Genomic DNA, 18,710 nt, shown 5'->3' on the forward strand with positions numbered 1-18,710 from the left:
GCGACTCCGAGGCTAAGGTGCGGCAACCCCCTTGGCAAGTGTTTGCCAGGTGACCTGGGCAACGTGTCAACTCCTCTGCGTGCAGGCCGGGTTGAGGAGCGTTCGAGCGCGCCGGAAGCGGGCCCTGGTAGCGCAACACGCTTAATGAGCAGGGGAGTTGCTGATCGTCATTTGCCTTGCAACCCCTTTCCCGGGCTTCGTAAAGTGTTGACAACCTCAGGTGTCCGGTCGAACGGGCCTGGGGTGTGTCCCGGGGCGGAGGTCCGGTGCGTCATGGGAGCGAAGGTGGGGAGATGCTCGAGCAACCGTACTTCGGCCGCCGGCTCAAGCGGCTCCGGCTGGAGCGGGGCTTGAGCCAGGCCGGACTGGTCGGTGAGGGGATGTCGACCGGGTACCTGTCGCGCCTCGAGTCGGGCGACCGCAGGCCCACGGAGCGCGCGACGGCGTACCTCGCCGAGCGGCTGGGCGTCGACGCCTCCGTGCTGACCGGGCCGCCGCCGCAACGGCCCCTGACGTACGAGCTGGCGGTCGCGTCGTCGGCGCCGTCCGGCACCTGCGACCTCGCCGCCCTCGGCCGGGTGGTCGACGAGGACGCGGGAGACGATCCCGCCGCCCGCTGGCAGGCCCGGTGGCTGCTCGGCCGCAGTGCGCGCCGCGCCGGCGACTACGCGGAGGAACGCGAGCACCTGGACCGGCTCGTCGAGCTGGGCGAGTCGTTGGAGGTGCCCGAACTGCGGGTGCGCTCACTCGTGGCGTACGCCCGCTGCACCCGGGCCCTGGGTGACATGCGCACGGCAGAACCGGCGGCCGCGCGGGCGGTGGGGCTCGCGCGCTCCGAGGACCTGGCCGTCCCCGACACCCTGGCCGCCCTGACGGTGCTGATCGACATCGAGGCCGACCTGGGCCGGCTGGACGCGGCCGCGCGGCACGCTGACGACCTGGAACGGGACCTGCTGCCGGCGGCCGCACCGGCGCAGGCGGCGGAGGGCTGGTGGACCGCCGCCACGGTCTGCGGCCGCCGGGGCGACCACGCCGCCGCCCGGACCAGACTCGACACGGCGCTCCGCCTCCTCGGGAGCACGGACAACCTGGCCCTGTGGACCCGGCTGCGGCTCGCCGCCACCGCGGCCGCGCTGGAGATGACCCCGCCCCACGTGGGCACCGCCGAGTGCTGGCTGGCCGAGGCCGCGTCCGTGGTGGACCTGATCGGCACCCCCGTGCAGACCCAGGAGCTGCGCGCCCTGCGGGCCCACCTGGCGTTCCACCAGGGCCGGCCGGACGAGGCCCGCGCGATCAGCGCCGCGCTGCTGGCCGAGGAGGACCTGCGGCTGCCCTACCGGGACCGGGTACGGCTGTCGGTCCTGGACGGTCGGCTGACGCTTCTGTCCGGGCGCGTCGAGGAGGGCATCGCCGTCCTGCAGGGGCTGGGCCGTCAGGCAGCGGAGTCCCGTAACCTGGACCTGGCCGCGCACGTCTGGCAGACCTTGGCCCAGACCCTGGCGGACCTGCGCCTCCCGCACATGACGAGCGCCGACGGCGGCGCACCGCGCGGGTCGCGCTGAGGGCACGCGTCCAGGTCGTGAACCGGCCGACCCGACCCGCCCGGCCTCGCGCGTTCCGGCGCGCCACAGGGCCCGTTCAGACGGCGTTCACACGGTTTCCGCATGGTGTCACCAGAGTTCGGCGTCGTGCCTACCTCACATCCGCGTTCCGGCGTGGCGACCGCGTGCGCCGCGGCCCTGACGCTCTCCGTACTGCTCACCGGGACGGTCGCGGCCCAGCCCGCGGCCGCCGCGACCCCCGCCGGCTACCAGAACGTCCGGATCAACGAGGTCACCTCGTCCGGCAACGACACGGTGGAGCTCTACAACACCGGCCCCACCGCGGTGAGCCTCAGCGGCTGGAAGACGTCCGACGACAACTTCTCGCCGCAGGCCTTCACCCCGTCCTCCGCCACGATTGCGGCGGGCGGCTTCGTCACCTTCAACTCGCCCAAGGGACTGGGTGACTCGGACAAGCTGGTGCTGTACACCTCCGACGGGACGGTGGTCGACCGCGTCGACTGGGCCACCGGCGCGGCGAAGTCGGCCATCGCGCGGTGCGGCGGCGACGGCACCGGTGCGTGGGTGGTCACCACCGCGGCGACCACCTTCGGCGCCGCCAATGCCCCCGGCTGCCCGTCACCGGCACCGGCGTCGAGCCGGATACGGATCAACGAGGTCACCTCGAACGGCTCGGACATTGTGGAGCTGTACAACGGCGGCACGAGCGCGGTCGCTGTCGGGTCGTGGAAGTACGTCGACGGCGACACCGCCCACACCCCGGTGTCGCTCGCGTCCTCCTCGCCGAGCGCGACCAGCGTCCCCGCGGGCGGGTACGTCACCTTCAACTCCACGCTGGGCCTGGGCGACAACGACTCGCTCTTCCTCCTCGACGCCAACGGGACCAGCGTCGACTCGGTGACCTGGGCGACCGACGGCGCCAAGCCGTCGGACGAGCGGTGCGCCGACGGCGCCGGCTGGTTCCGCACGGCGACGACCGCGACACCCGGCGGCGCCAACTCCTGCTCGGGCAGCGGCGGCGGTGGCGGAGGAGGCCAGACCGGTCGGCTGCTGGGCGGTGGCGGCTCGCTCACCAGCGGCTGCACCCCGGAGGCACCCTCGGGAACGGGGTCCGCACCCGCGGGCACCCCGGCCTGGCCCGGCGGCCTCGACGTCACGATCGCGGACGACGTGTGCGCGTTCACCACGTCCACCGGCCCCGAGGGCCGGGACCTCAGCGGTCTGGCCTTCGACCCGGCGAACCCGTCGGTGCTGTGGGCCGTGAAGAACAAGAACTGGCTGTACAAGCTGGTCAAGAGCAACGGCAAGTGGGTCCCGGACCCCTCGTGGAGCGCGTCCGGCAAGCAGATCCGCTTCGCGGGCGGCACCGGGCAGCCCGACTCCGAGGGGCTGACGGTCGGCGGCAACGGTCACCTCTACGTCACCTCCGAGCGCGACAACACCAGCAACACCGCGCCCAAGGACACGGTCATGGAGTTCGACCCGGCGGCCACCGGAACGACCCTGACGCCCCTGCGCCAGTGGGACATGACCGCGCAGTTCCCGCAGCTGGACACGGGCAGCAAGGACGACGCCAACCTCGGCTTCGAGGGGGTCGCCTACGTGCCGGACAGCTGGCTGACCGCGAACGGCTGGGTCGACCCCCGCACCGGTTCCGCCTACGCCCCGGCCGCCTACCCGCTGCACGGATCGGGCCTGTTCTTCGCCGGCCTGGAGTGGGACGGCACGCTCCACGTCTACGGCCTCAACTCCGACGGCACGTACACGACCTTCGGCACGGTCGCCACGGGCAAGGGCTCCGTGATGGACGTGCTGTTCGACGCCGGCACCCAGCGCATCGTCGCCACCTGCGACAACACCTGCGGCGAGACGCACACCTCCCTGAAGGTCGGCACCACCGGTGCCATCGTCCCGGACGTCACCTACACGAACCCGGCCGTCATGCCGACCGACAACCTGGAGGGCTTCGCGCTCGCACCCCCCTCCACCTGCGTCAACGGTGCCCGGGAAGCGGTCTGGAGCGACGACGGCAGCTACGGCTTCGGTTCCGGCACCTCCTCCTTCGGCCACGCCCTGTACAGCGGGACCTTCCCCTGCTGACCCGAGGGACCGGGCGGGACCGTCCCCGCCCGTGAACCGACGCACGGCGCCGCGGCCCACCCGGCCGCGGCGTCAGGTCGCCAGGCCGTGTCGGTAGGCGTACACCACGGCCTGGACGCGGTCGCGCAGCTGGAGCTTGGCCAGGATCCGCGAGACGAGGGTCTTGACGGTCTCCGGGCTGATGACCAGGACCGCGGCGATCTCGCCGTTGGACAGGCCGTCCGCGATGAGGCGCAGCACCTCCAGCTCCCGGGGGGTGAGCGGGACGTGGCGGGAGGTGTCCTCGGCCGGCCGGATCCGGGTGGCGTACCGGCCGACCAGCTGGCGCGTCACCTCCGGATCGAGGAGGGCCGCGCCGCTGGCCACGGTGCGGATGCCGTGCAGCAGCCGGTCCGGGGGCGCGTCCTTCAGAAGGAAGCCGGCGGCACCGGCGCGCAGTGCCTCGTAGACGTACTCGTCGAGGCCCGAGAAAGGCGATGTTCGCGATCACGCAGACGAACATCGCGACACCGAGCAGCACACCGCGCAGGACCGCGCCCCGGGCGCCCTCCCCGGCCGGCTCCGTGACCGGGCGCCGCTCGGTGCGCCCCACCACCCACCGGTAGACGACCACCGAGAGCACGACCGTCAGACCGCCCAGGAGGAGCGACAGCCACCGGTCGCCCTGCACGGCGCCGACGGCCTGACCCCCGGCCGCCCCGACCGCGACCACGGCCAGCACCTGCCACACCAGCTTCACGACGACTCCCTCCCGGCCCCGTTCCCGGTTCCGTGCCCGTCCGCGGCGGATCCGCCGCGGCTGACTGGAACGCTAGGGAAACAGTGGCGGGCGATCGTCACCTCACGGAGGACACCTCGCCGTAGTCCTCACGGGGGACAGCGCCGGGTGCGGGCACCGGCACCGTGTGCGACCAGCGGCTGCGACGGACGGCGCGGGGACGGCCACCGGCCGGCCGTCGGCCCCGCGGCAGCCGCCGTCGTCCACTGCGGCGCCACCACATGGACGGGGGCGGACGGGGCACTCGGGTGTCCCCCGACCGACCGCGACAGCCGAACGGAATGCCAGTTGATGAACGCGCAAGACGCCGAGAAGCTGCTGGACGGGCTCACCGTGGACGCCAGCCGGCGTGAGCAGCCGATCGTGCTCGACGCCGACGGGCGCCCCATCCGGACCTGGAGGGAGAACTACCCCTACGACCACAAGGTGGGACGCAAGGAGTACGAGCGCGCCAAGCGCGTGCTGCAGATAGAGCTGCTGAAGTTCCAGCGCTGGGTCAAGGAGACCGGCACGCGGGTCGTCGTGGTGTGCGAGGGGCGTGACGCGGCGGGCAAGGGCGGCACGATCCAACGGCTCACCGAGCGCCTCAACCCGCGGGGCGCCCGCGTGGTCGCCCTGGACAAGCCCACCGAACGCGAGACCGGGCAGTGGTACTTCCAGCGCTACGTCGGTCAGCTGCCGACCGCCGGGGAGATCGTGTTCTTCGACCGCTCCTGGTACAACCGGGCCGGTGTGGAGCGGGTGATGGGCTTTTGCTCCGACGAGGAGTACGAGCTGTTCCTCGACCAGTGCCCGACCTTCGAGCGGATGCTGGTCGACAGCGGCATCCTGCTGGTGAAGTTCTGGTTCTCGGTGTCCCGCTCGGAGCAGCGCACGCGCTTCGCGATCCGGCAGGTCGACCCGGTGCGCCAGTGGAAGCTCTCGCCGACCGACCTGGCGTCCCTGGACCTCTGGGACGCCTACACCGAGGCCAAGGTCAACATGTTCCGCGCGACGGACACCCCGCACGCCCCCTGGACCGTGGTCAAGAGCAACGACAAGCGGCGGGCCCGGCTGGAGACCATGCGCAGCCTGCTGGCGCGCATCGACTACGCGAGCAAGGACCCCGAGGCGGTGGGCACACCCGACCCACTCGTCGTCGGCGCGGCCGACACCCTCCTGGAGCCGGGCGAGGAGGACACACAGCTTTCCCCCACACCGCTGTCACCCGGCGTCGGCGTCCCCGGCAAACACCCGGACCAGGACTGACTCCCTCACGCCAGGGCCCACCCGTAGGGGTGGGCCCTGACGCATGTGTGCCGCGGTAGCTCCTCGTCCCTCCCGGCCTGCACCCAGGGCGCGCCACCCCCTCTCTTGGCATGCGCACGTCTTGACCGTGCTGGTCCAGACCATTAGCGTCTGAACCCCAAATTCCGCTCCCTCGCGCCCAGTTGAGCCAGCCGATTGCCCCGCACTCGAGGAGATGCGAGCACATGACCCCCCACACCACCCCCCGCACCCCACGCACCTCCCGCGGCCGCCGGTCGGCGATCCGGACGGCCCTCGCCGGCGTCGTCACCGCCGTGCTGGCCGCGCTGCTCACCGCCGTGCCGGCGCACGCCGCCACCGGTGCCGTCACCGGCCTGGCCGGCAAGTGCGTCGACGTGGCCGGTGCCAACAGCGCCAACGGCACCGCCGTACAGCTCTACGACTGCAACGGCACCGGAGCCCAGGCGTGGTCCAACCCGGGCGACGGCACCCTGCGCGCCCTCGGCAAGTGTCTGGACGTCGTCGACCGGTCCACCGCCGACGGCGCCGCCGTCCAACTGTGGGACTGTTCCGGCGGATCCAACCAGCAGTGGGTGGTCACCGGCGCCCACGACATCGTCAACCCGGCCGCGAACAAGTGCCTCGACGTGCGCGACAACACCAGCGCCAACGGCACCCGCCTGCAGATCTGGACCTGCACGGGCGCGGCCAACCAGAAGTGGAACGCCCCCGCGAGCGGCGGCGGCACCGGCAACACCTCGGGCTTCGTCGTCAGCGAGGCCCAGTTCAACCAGATGTTCCCGAACCGCAATTCCTTCTACTCCTACAGCGGGCTGACCGCCGCCCTGTCCGCCTACCCCGGCTTCGCCACCACCGGCTCCGACACCGTCAGGAAGCAGGAGGCGGCGGCGTTCCTCGCCAACGTCAACCACGAGACCGGCGGGCTGGTGTACGTCGTCGAGCAGAACACGGCCAACTACCCGACGTACTGCGACTGGAGCCGGTCCTACGGCTGCCCGGCCGGGCAGGCCGCCTACTACGGCCGCGGCCCGATCCAGCTCTCCTGGAACTTCAACTACAAGGCGGCCGGCGACGCCCTGGGCATCGACCTGCTCAACAACCCCTGGCTGGTGCAGAACGACGCCTCCGTGGCCTGGCGGACCGGCCTGTGGTACTGGAACACCCAGACCGGGCCCGGCACCGTGACCCCGCACAACGCCATGGTCAACAGCGCCGGCTTCGGCCAGACCATCCGCTCCATCAACGGCTCCCTGGAGTGCGACGGCCGCAACCCGGCCCAGGTCCAGAGCCGCGTCGACGCCTACCAGCGCTTCACCCAGATCCTCGGCGTGAGCCCCGGCGCCAACCTGTACTGCTGACCGCCCGCACGGGACCGGCGCGCCACGACCCGCTCAGCGCGCCAGCAGGTCCACCAGGCCGCTGAGGCCCTCGGCGCCGCCGCCCCCGTCCAGGCGGCGGCGCATCAGCTCGAAGCAGGGGCGCAGCAACTCCGCGCCGGCCCCTGCCGTTCGGCCGTACCGAAGAAGGACGGCGTACCCGCCCCCAAGGGGCGTGTGTCGACACCCACCGGGCAACACCACCGCCCACGGCGACAGTTGGCCGGAAGCTTCATGTGCCTGCAATGATCCACCGCGGTTCTGCCTGGTAGACATGAGGACGTGCGGTCGTGAGCGGCCGGAAACCGCCCGGCGCTCACGAGGCGCACCACCGAGGCCCCATCGCGCACGCACCCCGTCCCCCCACGCCGCCCTTCTTCCCTCAGCGACAAGGAACGGCCATGCCTACCCACTCCTCCTCCAGACCCCGTCTGCTCCGCGGCCTGACCGCGGCCACCGCCCTCGCCACGCTCACCGGCGGGCTGGCCGCCTGCGGCGGTGACAGTGACGCCGCCACCGGGACGGGCGACGCCGCTTCCGGGAGTGTGACCATCGGCCGGCTCTCGAACGGCGCCGCCACGGAGACCACCCTCAAGGTGTCCGAGGTGAAGTCGATCAGCGCTGAGCTGCCCGCCGACGTCAAGAAGAGCGGCAAGCTGGTGATCGGCCACGGCGTCCTGCCGTCCGGCTCCGCCCCGCTGGAGTTCATCGGCGAGGACCAGAAGACCCTCACCGGCTCCGAGGCCGACATCGGCCGCCTGGTCGCCGCGGTCCTCGGACTGGAGCCGGTGAGCCGCAACTTCACCTGGGACAACCTGTTCGTCGGGATCGACAGCGGCAAGGTGGACGTGGGCTTCTCCAACATCACCGACACCGAGGAGCGCAAGCGGAAGTACGAGTTCGCCTCCTACCGGCAGGACAACCTCGCCTTCGAGGTGCTGAAGTCCAACCCCTGGAAGTTCGACGGCAACTACGAGAACCTGGCCGGCCGGACCGTCGAGGTCGGCTCCGGCACCAACCAGGAGCGCATCCTCCTGGAGTGGCAGAAGAAGCTCAAGGGCGAGGGCAAGAAGCTCACCATCAAGCACTACCCGGACAACAACGCCGTCCACCTGGCGCTCAGCAGCGGCGAGATCGACGCCCACTTCGGCCCCAACCCCACCATCTCGTACCACATCACCCAGACCGCGAAGTCGCCCAAGCCCACGGCCAACGCGGGCACCTTCTCCGGCGCCGGTGATTCGCTCCAGGGCCTGATCGCGGCCACCGCCAAGAAGGGCAGCGGCCTGGCCGAGCCGGTGGCGGACGCGATCAACTACCTGATCCAGAACGGGCAGTACGCCAAGTGGCTGGCGGCCTGGCACCTCTCCAACGAGGCCGTCACCAAGGCCGAGGTCAACCCGCCCGGACTGCCGCTCGACAACGGCTGACCCGCCGCCGACCGATGACGCCGCCGGACCCCTCCGCCACGACCGGCCTCCGCCCGGCACCGACCGCCGGCCGGAGGCGGGTCGCGGTGGCCGGTGCCCTGATCGCCGCGTTCGGCGGCTTCGCGAGCTTCAACCTGACGCTCTCCGCGCTGCCCGCGTACGCCGTCCGCTCCGGCGCCGGACCGTCGGGCGCCGGAGCGCTCACCGCGACCCTGATGGCGGCCACCCTGGTCGTCCAGCCCGCCACCCCGTGGCTCTTCGCCCGGCTCGGACGCCGCCACTCCCTCGCCCTGAGCGGTGCCCTGTTCGGACTGCCCTGCCTGCTCCTGCCGACCGTCTCCGCGCTGTGGGCCCTGACCGCTCTGGCGGCCGTGCGCGGGCTGGGCTTCGGCGTCTTCGTCGTCGCCGGCGTCACCTTCACCGCCGAGCTGTTCCCGCCCGGCGCCCGGGGCAGGGCCATCGGCTGGTACGGCGCGGTGGGCGGGGCCGCCGGCGTGCTGGGGGCACCGGCGGGCATCGCCCTGGCCCGGGAGAGGGCCTACCCGCTCGTGTTCACCCTGGCCGCGCTCACGGCCGCGCTGGTCGTGGCCGGCGCGTTCGGCTTCCCCCGTACCGCGACGCCCGCCCCCGCGGCCACGCCGGGATCCGGCCACCGGGGGAGCCCCCGGGCCACGGGCCGCGCCCTGCGCCCCATGACCGGCCCCCTGCTGGTGGAGGCCGCCTCCACCATGGCGTACGGCGTCGTCTTCACCTTCCTGCCGCTGACCGCCCCGGCCGCACCCGGGGCGCTGCTCGCGGCGCAGCTGTCCCTCGTGCCGTCCCGGCTCGGCGCCGGGTGGCTCGTCGACCGCTACGGCGGCCGCCGGGTGCTGGCCCCCGCCGTGCTGGTCACCGCGCTCGGCACCGCCGCGGGTGCCGCCTCCCACCGACCGGCCCTGCTGCTGGCCGGCGCCGCCCTGTTCGGAGCGGGCTTCGGTGCGATCCAGAGCGCCACGCTGGTGCTGGCCCTGCACGCCGCGGGCGACCACCCCGCCGGTCTCGGGCTCGCCGGGGTCGCCTGGAACGTCGCCTTCGACGGCGGCACCGGCGTCGGCTCGCTCCTGGGCGGCCCGCTGCTCTCCCTCGGCGGCCCGCCCGCCCTCTTCCCGGTCACGGCGGCCGTCCTGGCCGTATTCCTGCCCTTCTCGCTCCGCTCGGCACGGCAACCGGAAGGGGGGAAATCCGACGCTCCCCCCGGCGGATGAAGTGCGGCGCCATTTCCCCGTGGATTCCGCCGCCATAAGGCTGGTGGACAACTGCACGCCACCGTCGCGCAGTTGCTAGTGTGGGGCCATGCGGATAGGCGTGAATGTTCCCAACTTCGGTCCGGGCGCCACCCCGGACAACCTGGCCCGCTGGGCCAAGACATCGGAGGGTCTGGGTTTCGACCTGTTGATGCTCTCCGATCATGTGGCGATCACATCGGATGTGGCGAAACAATATCCGGCTCCCTTTTACGAACCCGTCACCACGCTGGCCTGGCTGGCCGGGATCACGACCAGGATCCACCTGGGCACGACGGTGCTCATCGCGCCCTACCGGCACCCCCTGCTGGTCGCCCGCATGGCGGCCAACCTGCATCAACTCAGTGGCGGGCGCCTGGTCGTCGGCGTCGGGGTCGGCTGGGCGCGCGAGGAGTTCGCGGCGCTGGACGTCCCGTTCAACCGGCGCGGCGCACTGACCGACGAACTCCTGCGGACGCTCCGTACCGCATGGGCCGACGAGGCCGACTACGGCAGCGGGCGGATTCCGATCTGGGTCGGCGGAAACAGCGACGCCGCAATACGACGGGCCGTTCGTTTCGGTTCTCCCTGGCACCCCCTGCGGTTCACCATGTCGTGGTTCCGGGAGGCGCTGCCCCGGCTGCGGAATATCGCGGACGAACTCGAATCGCCGGTTCCCGAGTTGGCCCCGCGCATCTATCTCCGGCTGACCGAAAAGCCGATCGACGACCCCGACCGGCGGGCCGGCGAGGGAACCCTGGAGCAGGTTCTCGAGGACATCGAGGAACTGCGCCGGGCCGGAGCGGAAACCGTGCTGCTCGACCCGTACCACGGTGACCCGGACGAGACCTTGCGACCCGAGACGGCGTGGCAGGCACTGGCCACCGTGGCCGCGCACCGGCCGTAGCCGATCCCCCCACACAGAGACGGAGTGACAGTGGCCCCCAACGACCACGACCTTCCCCAGAACGGCATCGGCACCGTCGGCGAGGCCGAACTGCCCTACCTGCGCCGCTGCATCGAGCTGGCCGCGGAGGCGGTGGACGCCGGCGACTGGCCGTTCGGCTCGGTGCTCGTCGACGCCGACGGCAAGATCCTCGCCGAGGACCGCAACCGCGAGTCCACCACGGGCGACCCGACCCGGCACCCCGAGTTCGAGCTGGTCCGCTGGGCCGTGACCCACCTGGGCCCCGAGGAACGGGCCACCGCGACCGTGTACACCTCGGGCGAGCACTGCCCGATGTGCGCGGCCGCCCACGGCTGGGCCGGACTCGGCCGCATCGTGTACGCGAGCTCGTCCCAGCAGGCCCGGGACTGGAAGGCCGAGTGGGGCGTCCCCGTGACGTCGCCCCTGGCCCCGCTGGCCGTCCAGGACGTCGTCCCCGGCCAGGAGGTGGCCGGACCGGTGCCCGAACTCGCGGAGCAGGTACGGGAGTTGCAGTGGCGCTTCCGACAGAGGAACAGCGCGGGCGACTGACGCGGCACGCACACCGGGGCCTGGCGGCGACATGCCGCCAGGCCCCGTTCGCTGCCGCCGGCCGACCCGTCGGGCCGTGCCGCCGGTCGGCGGGTCAGACCATGAACTGGTCGTACTTCGCCATGTGCTCCTGGAGCTCCTCCAGGCTGGGGTTGCGCCCGTTGGCCGTCAGTCGGCCCAGACCGCGGAAGTAGTCCTCGCGGTTGTAGATCGGGTAGAACATGATCAGCAGCGTGGCGTCCTCGTTGCCCCGGTTGGTGAAGCCGTGCGGCTCGCCCTTGGGCACGTAGGCGAACGCGCCGGGCTCACCCACCACCTTGCGGTCACCGATGGTGAACTCGATCTCGCCCTTCACCACGTAGAACATCTCGGTGGACTGCTTGTGGATGTGCGGGCTGGCACCGCTCGCCTCCGGCGCCATGTGGTGCTCGAAGAAGCCGAACTCGCCGTCGGAGTCCGCCGTGGTGAGCTTGAGGTACGTCCTCTTGGTGTCGCGGATGTTGACGAACTCGCCTTCGCCCGACGGAACGTACAGCGGAACGGACATGTCTCTCCTCAGATGGTTGATCACACAGTGCCGACACGGTCGAGCGGCCGGCGGTTCAGGGGTGGTTACGTGGCCTCGGCCAAGGTCGGGTCCGGCTGGGGCCTGCTGTCGGCCCGGGCCTGCGCCCAGCGGCCGATGGCCGGCGCGGCGAGGCCACACACGGCGAACAGCGCGGCCAGGACGACCCAGCCCGAGGTGCCGGTCGTGACGACCAGGCTGACCAGGACCGGCGCCGCGATCTGCTGGATGGCCACGCCGAGCCAGAAGACCGAGAGGTAGACACCCTCCTGGCCGGGCGCGGCCAGCAGGTAGGAGCCGCCCCAGCCGCCGGCGGACTGGAACAGTTCACCGCCGGTCAGCGCGACCATCGCCAGCAGCAGCACGCCGACGGCGAGGACCACCGGCAGTTTCGGCGCCGCGACGAGCAGCAGGCAGCACAGCGCGAGCGAGACGCCGGCCCACACCAGGGCCCGGGCGGCACCCGCGATGGTGTCGGTCCCGCGGCTGGCCCGCACCTGGAGGGCGACCGCGAGCACGGTGTTGACCGCCACCAGCGGCGAGATCAGCGCCGAGGAGACGTCGGTGTGCTTGACGATCCACAGCGGGATGCCGATGCTCAGCAGCGTCATGTGCATGGTGAGCACGGCGTTGATCCCGGTGAACGACAGGAACGACCCGTCCCGCAGCACGCTGACCGAGAAGCGCCGGCGCAGGCTCTTCGCCGGGGCGCTGAGCACCGGCAGCCGCGCGGCCAGGCTCGCCAGCACCGCGAACGAGGCGGCGTTGACCAGCAGGATCGCGGTGTACCCGGCGCGGGTGTCGATCAGCAGCCCGATCCCGCCGAGCAGGGCGCCCACCGTGAAGCCGACGTTGCGCAGCGACCGGAGGATCGCGACGACCCTGACCCGGTCCTCGGTCGCCGTGGCCTGTCCGACCAGGGCCTGCTCCATCGGTGCCGCCGCCTTGTCGACCAGGCCGAGCAGGCACACCACGGTCAGGAACTGCCACAGGTTCTGCACGAACGGGTAGACCACGAAGCAGGCACAGCGCCACAGGCTGACCCCGACCAGCACCTTCTTCGGCCCGATCCGGTCGGCCAGGACGCCGATCGGGATGGCCGTGGCGAGGGCGACGGCGGCGGACAGCGTCAGGCCGAGGCCGAGGTTGCCCTCCGACAGGTGGACCGAGCGGGTGATGAACGGCACGGACACGGCCAGGAAGGCGCCCGTGCCGACCGCGTCGATCATCGCCATCACGGCCAGCCGCAGACCGACCGAACCTCCCGGCATGGAGCCGCGCCACCCGCGGACGCGTTGCCACACAGCAGACATGTCGATCCTCAATCGGTAGCGATGCGGATGGCGGCGTCCGCGTCCAGGACACGTCGGCGGGTGGTGTCCGCGTCCGGTCCGGTCGCGATGACGTGTCCGGCCCGGTCCCAGGACGACGCCCAGGGGCGCACCTCCTGGCCGGCCTCGACGTCCACCTCCGCGACGTGCACGCCGGGCAGCCGCTGCGCCTCGTCCAGGCCGGTGATCCCGGTGACGGTGCCCGGTTCGGCGGCCAGGAACCGGATCGCCGAGGTCCGCTCGGCGGAGCGGGGCAGCGTGACCGGACGGCCGGCGAGCAGGTCGATGAGGGTCAGCCGGATGCGGGTGCCGTAGGCCAGGTCGATCAGGTCGATCAGGTAGTCACCGGGGCAGCGGCCGGCGCACTCGACCAGCGTCGGGCCCTCGTCGGTCAGGATCCACTCGGCGTGCAGGATGCCCGTCCCGAAGCCGGTGGCGGCGACCAGCTTCCGGATCGCCGTCCCGAACGCGGCCTGCGTGCCGGCGTCGAGCGGAGCGGGCAGCAGGTGGCCCTGCTCCACCGGGTACGGCCCCGGGACGACGGTCTTGGCGGTGACGTTCTCGAAGACGACCTCGCCCTCGCGCACCAGCGCCTCGACGCTGAACTCCGGTCCGCGCAGCCGCTCCTCGGCGAGGAAGCGCCAGGTCAGTTCCCGGTCGGGCACCTGCTCGTACTCGGCGGCGGACGAGGTCCGCTCCCACGCCTCGGCCGCGGCGGTCTCGTCGACCGAGTCCAGCAGCTGCACGCCCACGCTCGCCTGCCGGTTCGCCGGCTTGACCACCACCGGGCCGCCCCCGGCGAACTCCAGGATGTCCGCGGGGCCGTGCACCTCGCGCCAGCGCGGGTTGCGGACGCCGCCGGCCCCGGAGACCTCGCGCAGCCGCACCTTGTCGCGCAGCGCCTGCGCGGCCGCCTCGGTCGCCCCCGGCAGCCCCAGCTTCTCGGCGAGCGCGGCCGTGGCGGGCACCGCGTACTCCAGACCGGGGACGACGGCGGCCACCGGGCGCGTGGCCGTCAGCTCGGCGGCCAGGTCCAGGGCCTCGGCCGACTGCTGGTAGCTCGCCGGGACGATCCGGTCCAGGCAGTCGAACCGGTCGGCGGCGTCGTGCAGTTCGCGCTTGCGGATGATGTCAGGTTCCTCGATCACCACGACGGACCCGCTGGGGACGCTCCCGTCGATGGCGCGCAGGTAGGCCGCGTTGTAGCCGACGAACACCACCTGTGCGTCGCTGGCGGGGCTGGTCATGGCGACCTCCTGGTGGGTGTGGACCACTGCATGGTCACTGCCTTTCTTCGAACGTGGGGGGACTCGTGACCGACGGCGTTCATACGGGCGTCCCGAGGACTCCGATGCGGCCGTCCGCCCGGACGGGCGTGCCGTCGATGACGACCTCGAGGGCGGCGAGCACCTCCGCGGAGCGGGCCCGGGCCTCCTCGGCGGTGGCGCCCGACACGATGACGTGCCCGTGCCGGCTCTTGGAGTCGCGGACCTCCGGCACCGTGTCGCCCGGACTCAGCCGCAGGCTCAGCTCGTCGACGTGGGGGAGGCCGGCGACCGTCTCCAGGCCGCGGATCTCGCCGATGCGGCCGGGCGGGAAGGTGAAGAACCGCACGATCGCCGTCGCCGTCGCCCCGGAGAGCGCCACCGGGCGGTCCGCGAGGGCGGTGAAGATCGCCTGCTCGATGTCCAGCCCGGTGGCCAGCTCGACGAGCCGCGGGATGCGGTCACCGCCGAGACGGGCCTGCGACTCGACGATCCGCGGGCCGCGCTCGGTCCAGATGACCTCGGTGTGGGCCGGCCCGAACCGGTAGCCGCACGCCGTGAGCAGCTCGGTGGTGAGGTCCTCGACGGCCCGCCTGCGGTCCTCGGGGAGCGGCGCCGGATGGACGTGCCCCACCTCCACGAACAGCGGCGGCGGCCCCAGCAGCTTCTCGGTGATGCCGACGACCTGGTGGCGGCCGTCCCGGCTCAGCGTCTCCACGCTGTACTCGGGACCCCGCAGGTACTCCTCGACCAGGAACGGCCCGTCGTAGCCGTACGCGTCGACGAGCGCCGTCCACGTCGCCCGGTCCTGCGGCTCCTGCCACAGGAACACGCCCCGGCTGCCGGCGAGCGCGGCCGGCTTGACGACGGCGGGGCGGCCGATCCGCTCGACCGCGCCCGGCACCTCCCGCCGGGTCGGCGCCGCCTCGAAGGACACCGGGGACAGCCCGCGCCGGGCGAGCAGGTCACGCATCGCGTGCTTGTCGGCGAGGAAGCGGATCGCCGCGGCCGGGTTGAGCTCGGCGTGCAGCTCCTCGGCCACCTCGTGGGCGGTGACCATCGTTTCCTCCCGGCCGATGTGGTAGATCACCGTGGCCCGGTGCTCGCGGGCCACCTCGCGCAGGGTGCGGCGCAGCAGCTCCGGGTCCTGGAAGTCGGTCTCCACGTACAGGTCGGCCAGGGCGCGGACGTCGTCGAGGTACGTGGGCGACTCCAGCCGGGGGTCCCAGACCGCGCCGACCCAGAACCCCTCGGCCTGCGCCTTGCGCACGAACTGGCGGTACGGCATCACCATCAGCAGGCGCGGCCGGCCGTCGGCGGGTGCGGGCGTCGTCACCGGGCACCGCCCGCCTCGGCAGCGACAGCGGCGGCGCCGGCCGGCACGGCCTCCTCGGCCTCGCGGCCCAGCAGGCTGAGGTAGCGCTCGCCGGTGTCGGGCAGCAGGGTCACGATGCGCCGGCCCCGGTACTCCGGGCGGGCCGCCAGGACCCCGGCCGCGTGGACGACGGCCCCGGCCGAGACCCCGACCATCAGACCGGCGCGCGCCGCCAGCCGCCGGGTGGTGTCCAGGGCGTCCGCGTCGGAGACCGCGATCACCTCGTCGATGAGGTGGCGTTCCGTGGTGGGCGCGATGAAGCCGCCGTTGAAGCCCGGGATGGAGTGCGTGCCGGGCTCGCCGCCGGACAGCAGCGGCGAGCCGGCCGGCTCCACCGCCACGAGGCGCACCGCCGGGTGGGCCTCGCGCAGGTAGCGTCCCGCGCCGCTGAGCGTCCCGCCGGTGCCCACCCCGCAGACGAACACGTCGATCCGCCCGTCGGCGTCGCTCCAGATCTCCGGGCCGGTCGTCTCGTAGTGGGCGCGGGTGTTGTCCGGGTTGTCGTGCTGGCAGCAGAACCAGGACCCCGGGGTCTGCCGGTGCAGTTCCTCCGCCTTGTCGACGGCCGCCTGGTAGCCGCCCGTGTGCGGGGTCCGTACGACCTCGGCGCCGAGCGAGCGCAGGATGGCCACCCGCTCCTGGGTGGCGTTGTCCGGCAGCACGATGACGCAGCGGTAGCCGCGGGCCGCGGCCAGCGCGGCCAGCGAGATGCCGGTGTTGCCCGAGGTCGCCTCGATCACGGTGCCGTCGCCCGGGGTGAGCAGCCCGCGCTCCTCGGCGCCGCGCAGCATCGACAGCGCGGCCCGGTCCTTGCTGCTGGACCAGGGGTTGAACAGCTCCAGTTTGGCCAGCACCTCGGCGTCGTCCGGGACCCCGTCCACGACGCGGTGGACCGGCAGCCGCAGCAGCGGGGTGCCCCCGATCAGGTCGACCAGGGAGTCCGCGACGGGCCGTCGTACGACGGGCTCGGTGCGGATGCTGATCTCCTGCGCGGCGGCCTCCGCGGTGCGCGCCGCGAGTTCGGCGGTGTCGGCCACCACGAGCACGTGTCCGGCCCGGTCGCCGTTGCGGCGCAACTCCCGTATGACGGAGCCCTGCTTGGGCTTGACGACCACTTCCTCGACGCCGGGCAGCGCGGCGGCCCGCTCCCGGCCGCCGACCGACACGACCCGGCCGGGCTGCGCCGTCAGGTAGCGGATGGCGGCGCCGCCGACCGGCCGCTCGGGCAGGACGCGGGCGGGCAGGGGCTGCCCCAGGTACTGCCGGGCCACCAGCTCCAGGGACTTGATGCCGAGGGCGCGGTCGACCAGGTAGGTGATCTTGCCGCCGGCGGGCCGGGGGTTGATCTCGATGAGCTTGGGGCCGGTCGGCGTCACCTTGATCTCGACGTGCGCCATGCCGAGGTCGAACCCGACCGCGCGCAGCGCCTCGACGGCCAGGTCGCCGCAGGCGCGGACCAGCGGCTCGGGCAGGCTGGAGGGGAAGGTGTGGGCCAGCTCGACGAAGTAGCCCTGGCCGACGACCGACTTGTCGGTGACGCCGAAGACCTCGTAGCGGTCGCCGTCGGCCAGCACCTCCACGCTGACCTCGGGGCCGCTCAGGTACTCCTCGACCATCAGCTCGTGGTAGCGCGCCTGGCCGCGGGTGTTCTCCCTGCGGGACTGGATCAGCGCGACGTGCTCGGCGGCCTGCGCCGCGGTGTCGACCAGCCGTACGTCCGCGCTGCTGGTCTCGTCGGCCGGCTTGACCACGCAGGGCAGGCCGATCTCGGCCGCGGCCGCCTCCGCCTCGGCGGCGTCGCGCACGGTGCGGAACGCCGGGATGGCGACGCCCAGTTCGGCGCAGCGCCGGCGCATCAGCGCCTTGTTGCGCGCGGTCGCCACGCCGTCGACGCTGACCGTGGGGAGCCCGAGGTGGACCGCCACCTGGGCGGCCACCACCACGTCGTACTCGGCGAGGGTGAGGAACGCGTCGAAGGGGTGCTCCGCCCCGGCCGCGTGCACGTGCGGCAGGAGCTCCTCGTAGATGTTCGTCTCGCAGTGGACGATCTCGTCGACGTACTGCTCGAAGTAGGCGGGTCCGCCGGGCACGGCCAGGTAGCGGTCCAGGTCGCGGGTGAAGAAGGTGACGCGGCAGTCGAGTTCCTTGATGATCTGCAGGCCCTCGAAGCCGGATCCGGAGAGATTGCTCTCCACGACACCGACGTGAATCATGTGTGCCTCCGATGGCTGCCGACGCGTGGTCGGGGGGCTTGGAACGGCGGGCGACGTGCGGGGAGGGGGACGGGGCCGGCCGTCACCAGCACCCGGAGGTGGCCAGCGCGCGCAGCAGTTCGTCCGCCTCCTCGCGGTCCGCGGCCGACAGGCGCGGTGTGACCTCGCCCAGGGGGGCCATCACACGGGCGCCCGGGGGCACGTCGCCCAGGACGAGCGAACCCGCGCCGACCAGCGCGTCGTCGCCCACGGTGACCGGACCGAGCACGATCGCGTTGGTGCCGAGCACCACCCGGTCGCCGACCACGGGGTGCCGGCGCGCGCCGGCCGCCCGGCGCCCGTCCCGCCACCAGCCGACCGAGCCCAGCGTGACCTGGTGGAAGATCGTGACGTCGTCGCCGACCTCGGCCGTCTCCCCGATGACCACCGCGGCGCCGTGGTCGATGAACACGCGCCGGCCGAGCCTCGCGCCCGGATGGATCTCGATGCCGCCGGTCACCGCGCGCGCCAGGTAGGCGAGGAGCCGGGCGAGCTGCCGGTGCCCACGGGTGTAGAGGGCGTGCGCCAGCCGGTGGGTCCACAGCGCCGGCAGGGCCGGGTGCAGCAGCGCCTCCGCGCGGGTGCGGACCGACGGGTCCCGCGCGACGATCACGGAGAGGTCCTCCCTCGCCCTGACGATCAGGCTACGCATGCGATGCTCCGTAATG

Annotated in this window: 15 protein-coding genes and 2 pseudogenes; 9 read left to right on the plus strand and 8 right to left on the minus strand. The window is 72.7% G+C overall.

The window, feature by feature from the left end; translation table 11 throughout:
* Positions 1–293 precede the first annotated feature (293 nt).
* Complete coding sequence (locus E4U91_RS33995) at positions 294–1,562, plus strand: helix-turn-helix domain-containing protein (RefSeq protein ID WP_137310354.1); 1,269 nt, start codon at positions 294–296, stop codon at positions 1,560–1,562.
* A 102-nt stretch (positions 1,563–1,664) separates the two neighbouring features.
* Positions 1,665–3,662, plus strand: a complete 1,998-nt coding sequence (locus tag E4U91_RS34000; RefSeq protein WP_206666917.1) for a lamin tail domain-containing protein — start codon at positions 1,665–1,667, stop codon at positions 3,660–3,662.
* A 72-nt stretch (positions 3,663–3,734) separates the two neighbouring features.
* Here E4U91_RS34000 and E4U91_RS34005 read toward each other — a convergent pair.
* Positions 3,735–4,124, minus strand: a pseudogene (locus E4U91_RS34005) (helix-turn-helix domain-containing protein); the annotation flags it as partial.
* A gap of 14 nt (positions 4,125–4,138) precedes the next feature.
* On the opposite strand from E4U91_RS34005, the gene E4U91_RS39830 reads away from it, so the two are divergent.
* The 7 genes from E4U91_RS39830 to E4U91_RS34045 all read left to right on the plus strand — a co-directional run bounded on the left by E4U91_RS39830 (position 4,139) and on the right by E4U91_RS34045 (position 11,254).
* Positions 4,139–4,267, plus strand: coding sequence for a hypothetical protein (locus E4U91_RS39830; RefSeq protein ID WP_338326698.1), 129 nt, complete (start codon positions 4,139–4,141; stop codon positions 4,265–4,267).
* A gap of 464 nt (positions 4,268–4,731) precedes the next feature.
* A complete protein-coding gene (gene ppk2, locus E4U91_RS34015) occupies positions 4,732–5,688 on the plus strand; it encodes a polyphosphate kinase 2 (RefSeq protein ID WP_137310355.1) in 957 nt (318 codons plus the stop codon).
* A 224-nt stretch (positions 5,689–5,912) separates the two neighbouring features.
* Complete coding sequence (locus E4U91_RS34020; RefSeq protein ID WP_137310356.1) at positions 5,913–7,067, plus strand: chitinase; 1,155 nt, start codon at positions 5,913–5,915, stop codon at positions 7,065–7,067.
* Positions 7,068–7,486: 419 nt separating this feature from the next.
* Positions 7,487–8,515, plus strand: a complete 1,029-nt coding sequence (locus E4U91_RS34030; protein WP_137310357.1) for a transporter substrate-binding domain-containing protein — start codon at positions 7,487–7,489, stop codon at positions 8,513–8,515.
* An 86-nt stretch (positions 8,516–8,601) separates the two neighbouring features.
* Positions 8,602–9,759 (plus strand): MFS transporter, encoded by a 1,158-nt coding sequence (locus E4U91_RS34035; protein ID WP_168218220.1) that lies wholly within the window; start codon positions 8,602–8,604, stop codon positions 9,757–9,759.
* An 88-nt stretch (positions 9,760–9,847) separates the two neighbouring features.
* Positions 9,848–10,684, plus strand: a complete 837-nt coding sequence (locus E4U91_RS34040; RefSeq protein ID WP_137310359.1) for an LLM class flavin-dependent oxidoreductase — start codon at positions 9,848–9,850, stop codon at positions 10,682–10,684.
* A 30-nt stretch (positions 10,685–10,714) separates the two neighbouring features.
* The gene (locus E4U91_RS34045) at positions 10,715–11,254 is read left to right on the plus strand and encodes a nucleoside deaminase (RefSeq protein ID WP_241678780.1); all 540 of its coding nucleotides are present in this window, start codon (positions 10,715–10,717) and stop codon (positions 11,252–11,254) included.
* Positions 11,255–11,348: 94 nt separating this feature from the next.
* Here E4U91_RS34045 and E4U91_RS34050 read toward each other — a convergent pair whose 3' ends face one another.
* The 7 genes and pseudogenes from E4U91_RS34050 to epsC all read right to left on the minus strand — a co-directional run bounded on the left by E4U91_RS34050 (position 11,349) and on the right by epsC (position 18,694).
* A complete protein-coding gene (locus E4U91_RS34050; RefSeq protein WP_067238279.1) occupies positions 11,349–11,801 on the minus strand; it encodes a cupin domain-containing protein in 453 nt (150 codons plus the stop codon).
* A gap of 65 nt (positions 11,802–11,866) precedes the next feature.
* Positions 11,867–13,132, minus strand: a complete 1,266-nt coding sequence (locus tag E4U91_RS34055) for an MFS transporter (protein WP_137310360.1) — start codon at positions 13,130–13,132, stop codon at positions 11,867–11,869.
* A gap of 8 nt (positions 13,133–13,140) precedes the next feature.
* Positions 13,141–14,397, minus strand: coding sequence for an ATP-grasp domain-containing protein (locus E4U91_RS34060; RefSeq protein ID WP_137310361.1), 1,257 nt, complete (start codon positions 14,395–14,397; stop codon positions 13,141–13,143).
* Between the two features lie 79 nt (positions 14,398–14,476).
* The gene (locus E4U91_RS34065; RefSeq protein WP_137310362.1) at positions 14,477–15,751 is read right to left on the minus strand and encodes an ATP-grasp domain-containing protein; all 1,275 of its coding nucleotides are present in this window, start codon (positions 15,749–15,751) and stop codon (positions 14,477–14,479) included.
* Positions 15,748–17,061 carry a cysteine synthase gene (locus tag E4U91_RS39325; RefSeq protein ID WP_371558013.1) on the minus strand — a complete coding sequence of 438 codons (1,314 nt, stop codon included), beginning with the start codon at positions 17,059–17,061 and terminating at the stop codon, positions 15,748–15,750. Before E4U91_RS39325 ends, E4U91_RS34065 begins: the two co-directional genes overlap by 4 nt.
* Before the next feature lie 57 nt (positions 17,062–17,118).
* A pseudogene (locus E4U91_RS39330) lies at positions 17,119–18,003 on the minus strand (ATP-grasp domain-containing protein); the annotation flags it as partial.
* Positions 18,004–18,085: 82 nt separating this feature from the next.
* On the minus strand, positions 18,086–18,694 hold the full coding sequence (gene epsC, locus E4U91_RS34075) for a serine O-acetyltransferase EpsC (RefSeq protein ID WP_137310363.1): 609 nt from the start codon (positions 18,692–18,694) through the stop codon (positions 18,086–18,088).
* Positions 18,695–18,710 lie beyond the last annotated feature (16 nt).

Origin of the sequence: Streptomyces lasalocidi, assembly GCF_005280215.1 — a bacterium.
Classification (GTDB): Bacteria; Actinomycetota; Actinomycetes; order Streptomycetales; family Streptomycetaceae; genus Streptomyces; species Streptomyces longwoodensis.

Excerpts from the sequence above, each read along its gene's own strand:
- E4U91_RS39830 (WP_338326698.1), top strand. The coding sequence starts at position 4,139 with ATGTTCGCGATCACGCAGACGAACATCGCGACACCGAGCAGCACACCG.
- E4U91_RS34050 (WP_067238279.1), bottom strand. The coding sequence starts at position 11,801 with ATGTCCGTTCCGCTGTACGTTCCGTCGGGCGAAGGCGAGTTCGTCAAC.
- E4U91_RS34055 (WP_137310360.1), bottom strand. The coding sequence starts at position 13,132 with ATGTCTGCTGTGTGGCAACGCGTCCGCGGGTGGCGCGGCTCCATGCCG.
- ppk2 (WP_137310355.1), top strand. The coding sequence starts at position 4,732 with ATGAACGCGCAAGACGCCGAGAAGCTGCTGGACGGGCTCACCGTGGAC.
- E4U91_RS34060 (WP_137310361.1), bottom strand. The coding sequence starts at position 14,397 with ATGACCAGCCCCGCCAGCGACGCACAGGTGGTGTTCGTCGGCTACAAC.
- E4U91_RS34040 (WP_137310359.1), top strand. The coding sequence starts at position 9,848 with ATGCGGATAGGCGTGAATGTTCCCAACTTCGGTCCGGGCGCCACCCCG.
- E4U91_RS34030 (WP_137310357.1), top strand. The coding sequence starts at position 7,487 with ATGCCTACCCACTCCTCCTCCAGACCCCGTCTGCTCCGCGGCCTGACC.
- E4U91_RS34020 (WP_137310356.1), top strand. The coding sequence starts at position 5,913 with ATGACCCCCCACACCACCCCCCGCACCCCACGCACCTCCCGCGGCCGC.
- epsC (WP_137310363.1), bottom strand. The coding sequence starts at position 18,694 with ATGCGTAGCCTGATCGTCAGGGCGAGGGAGGACCTCTCCGTGATCGTC.
- E4U91_RS33995 (WP_137310354.1), top strand. The coding sequence starts at position 294 with ATGCTCGAGCAACCGTACTTCGGCCGCCGGCTCAAGCGGCTCCGGCTG.
- E4U91_RS34000 (WP_206666917.1), top strand. The coding sequence starts at position 1,665 with ATGGTGTCACCAGAGTTCGGCGTCGTGCCTACCTCACATCCGCGTTCC.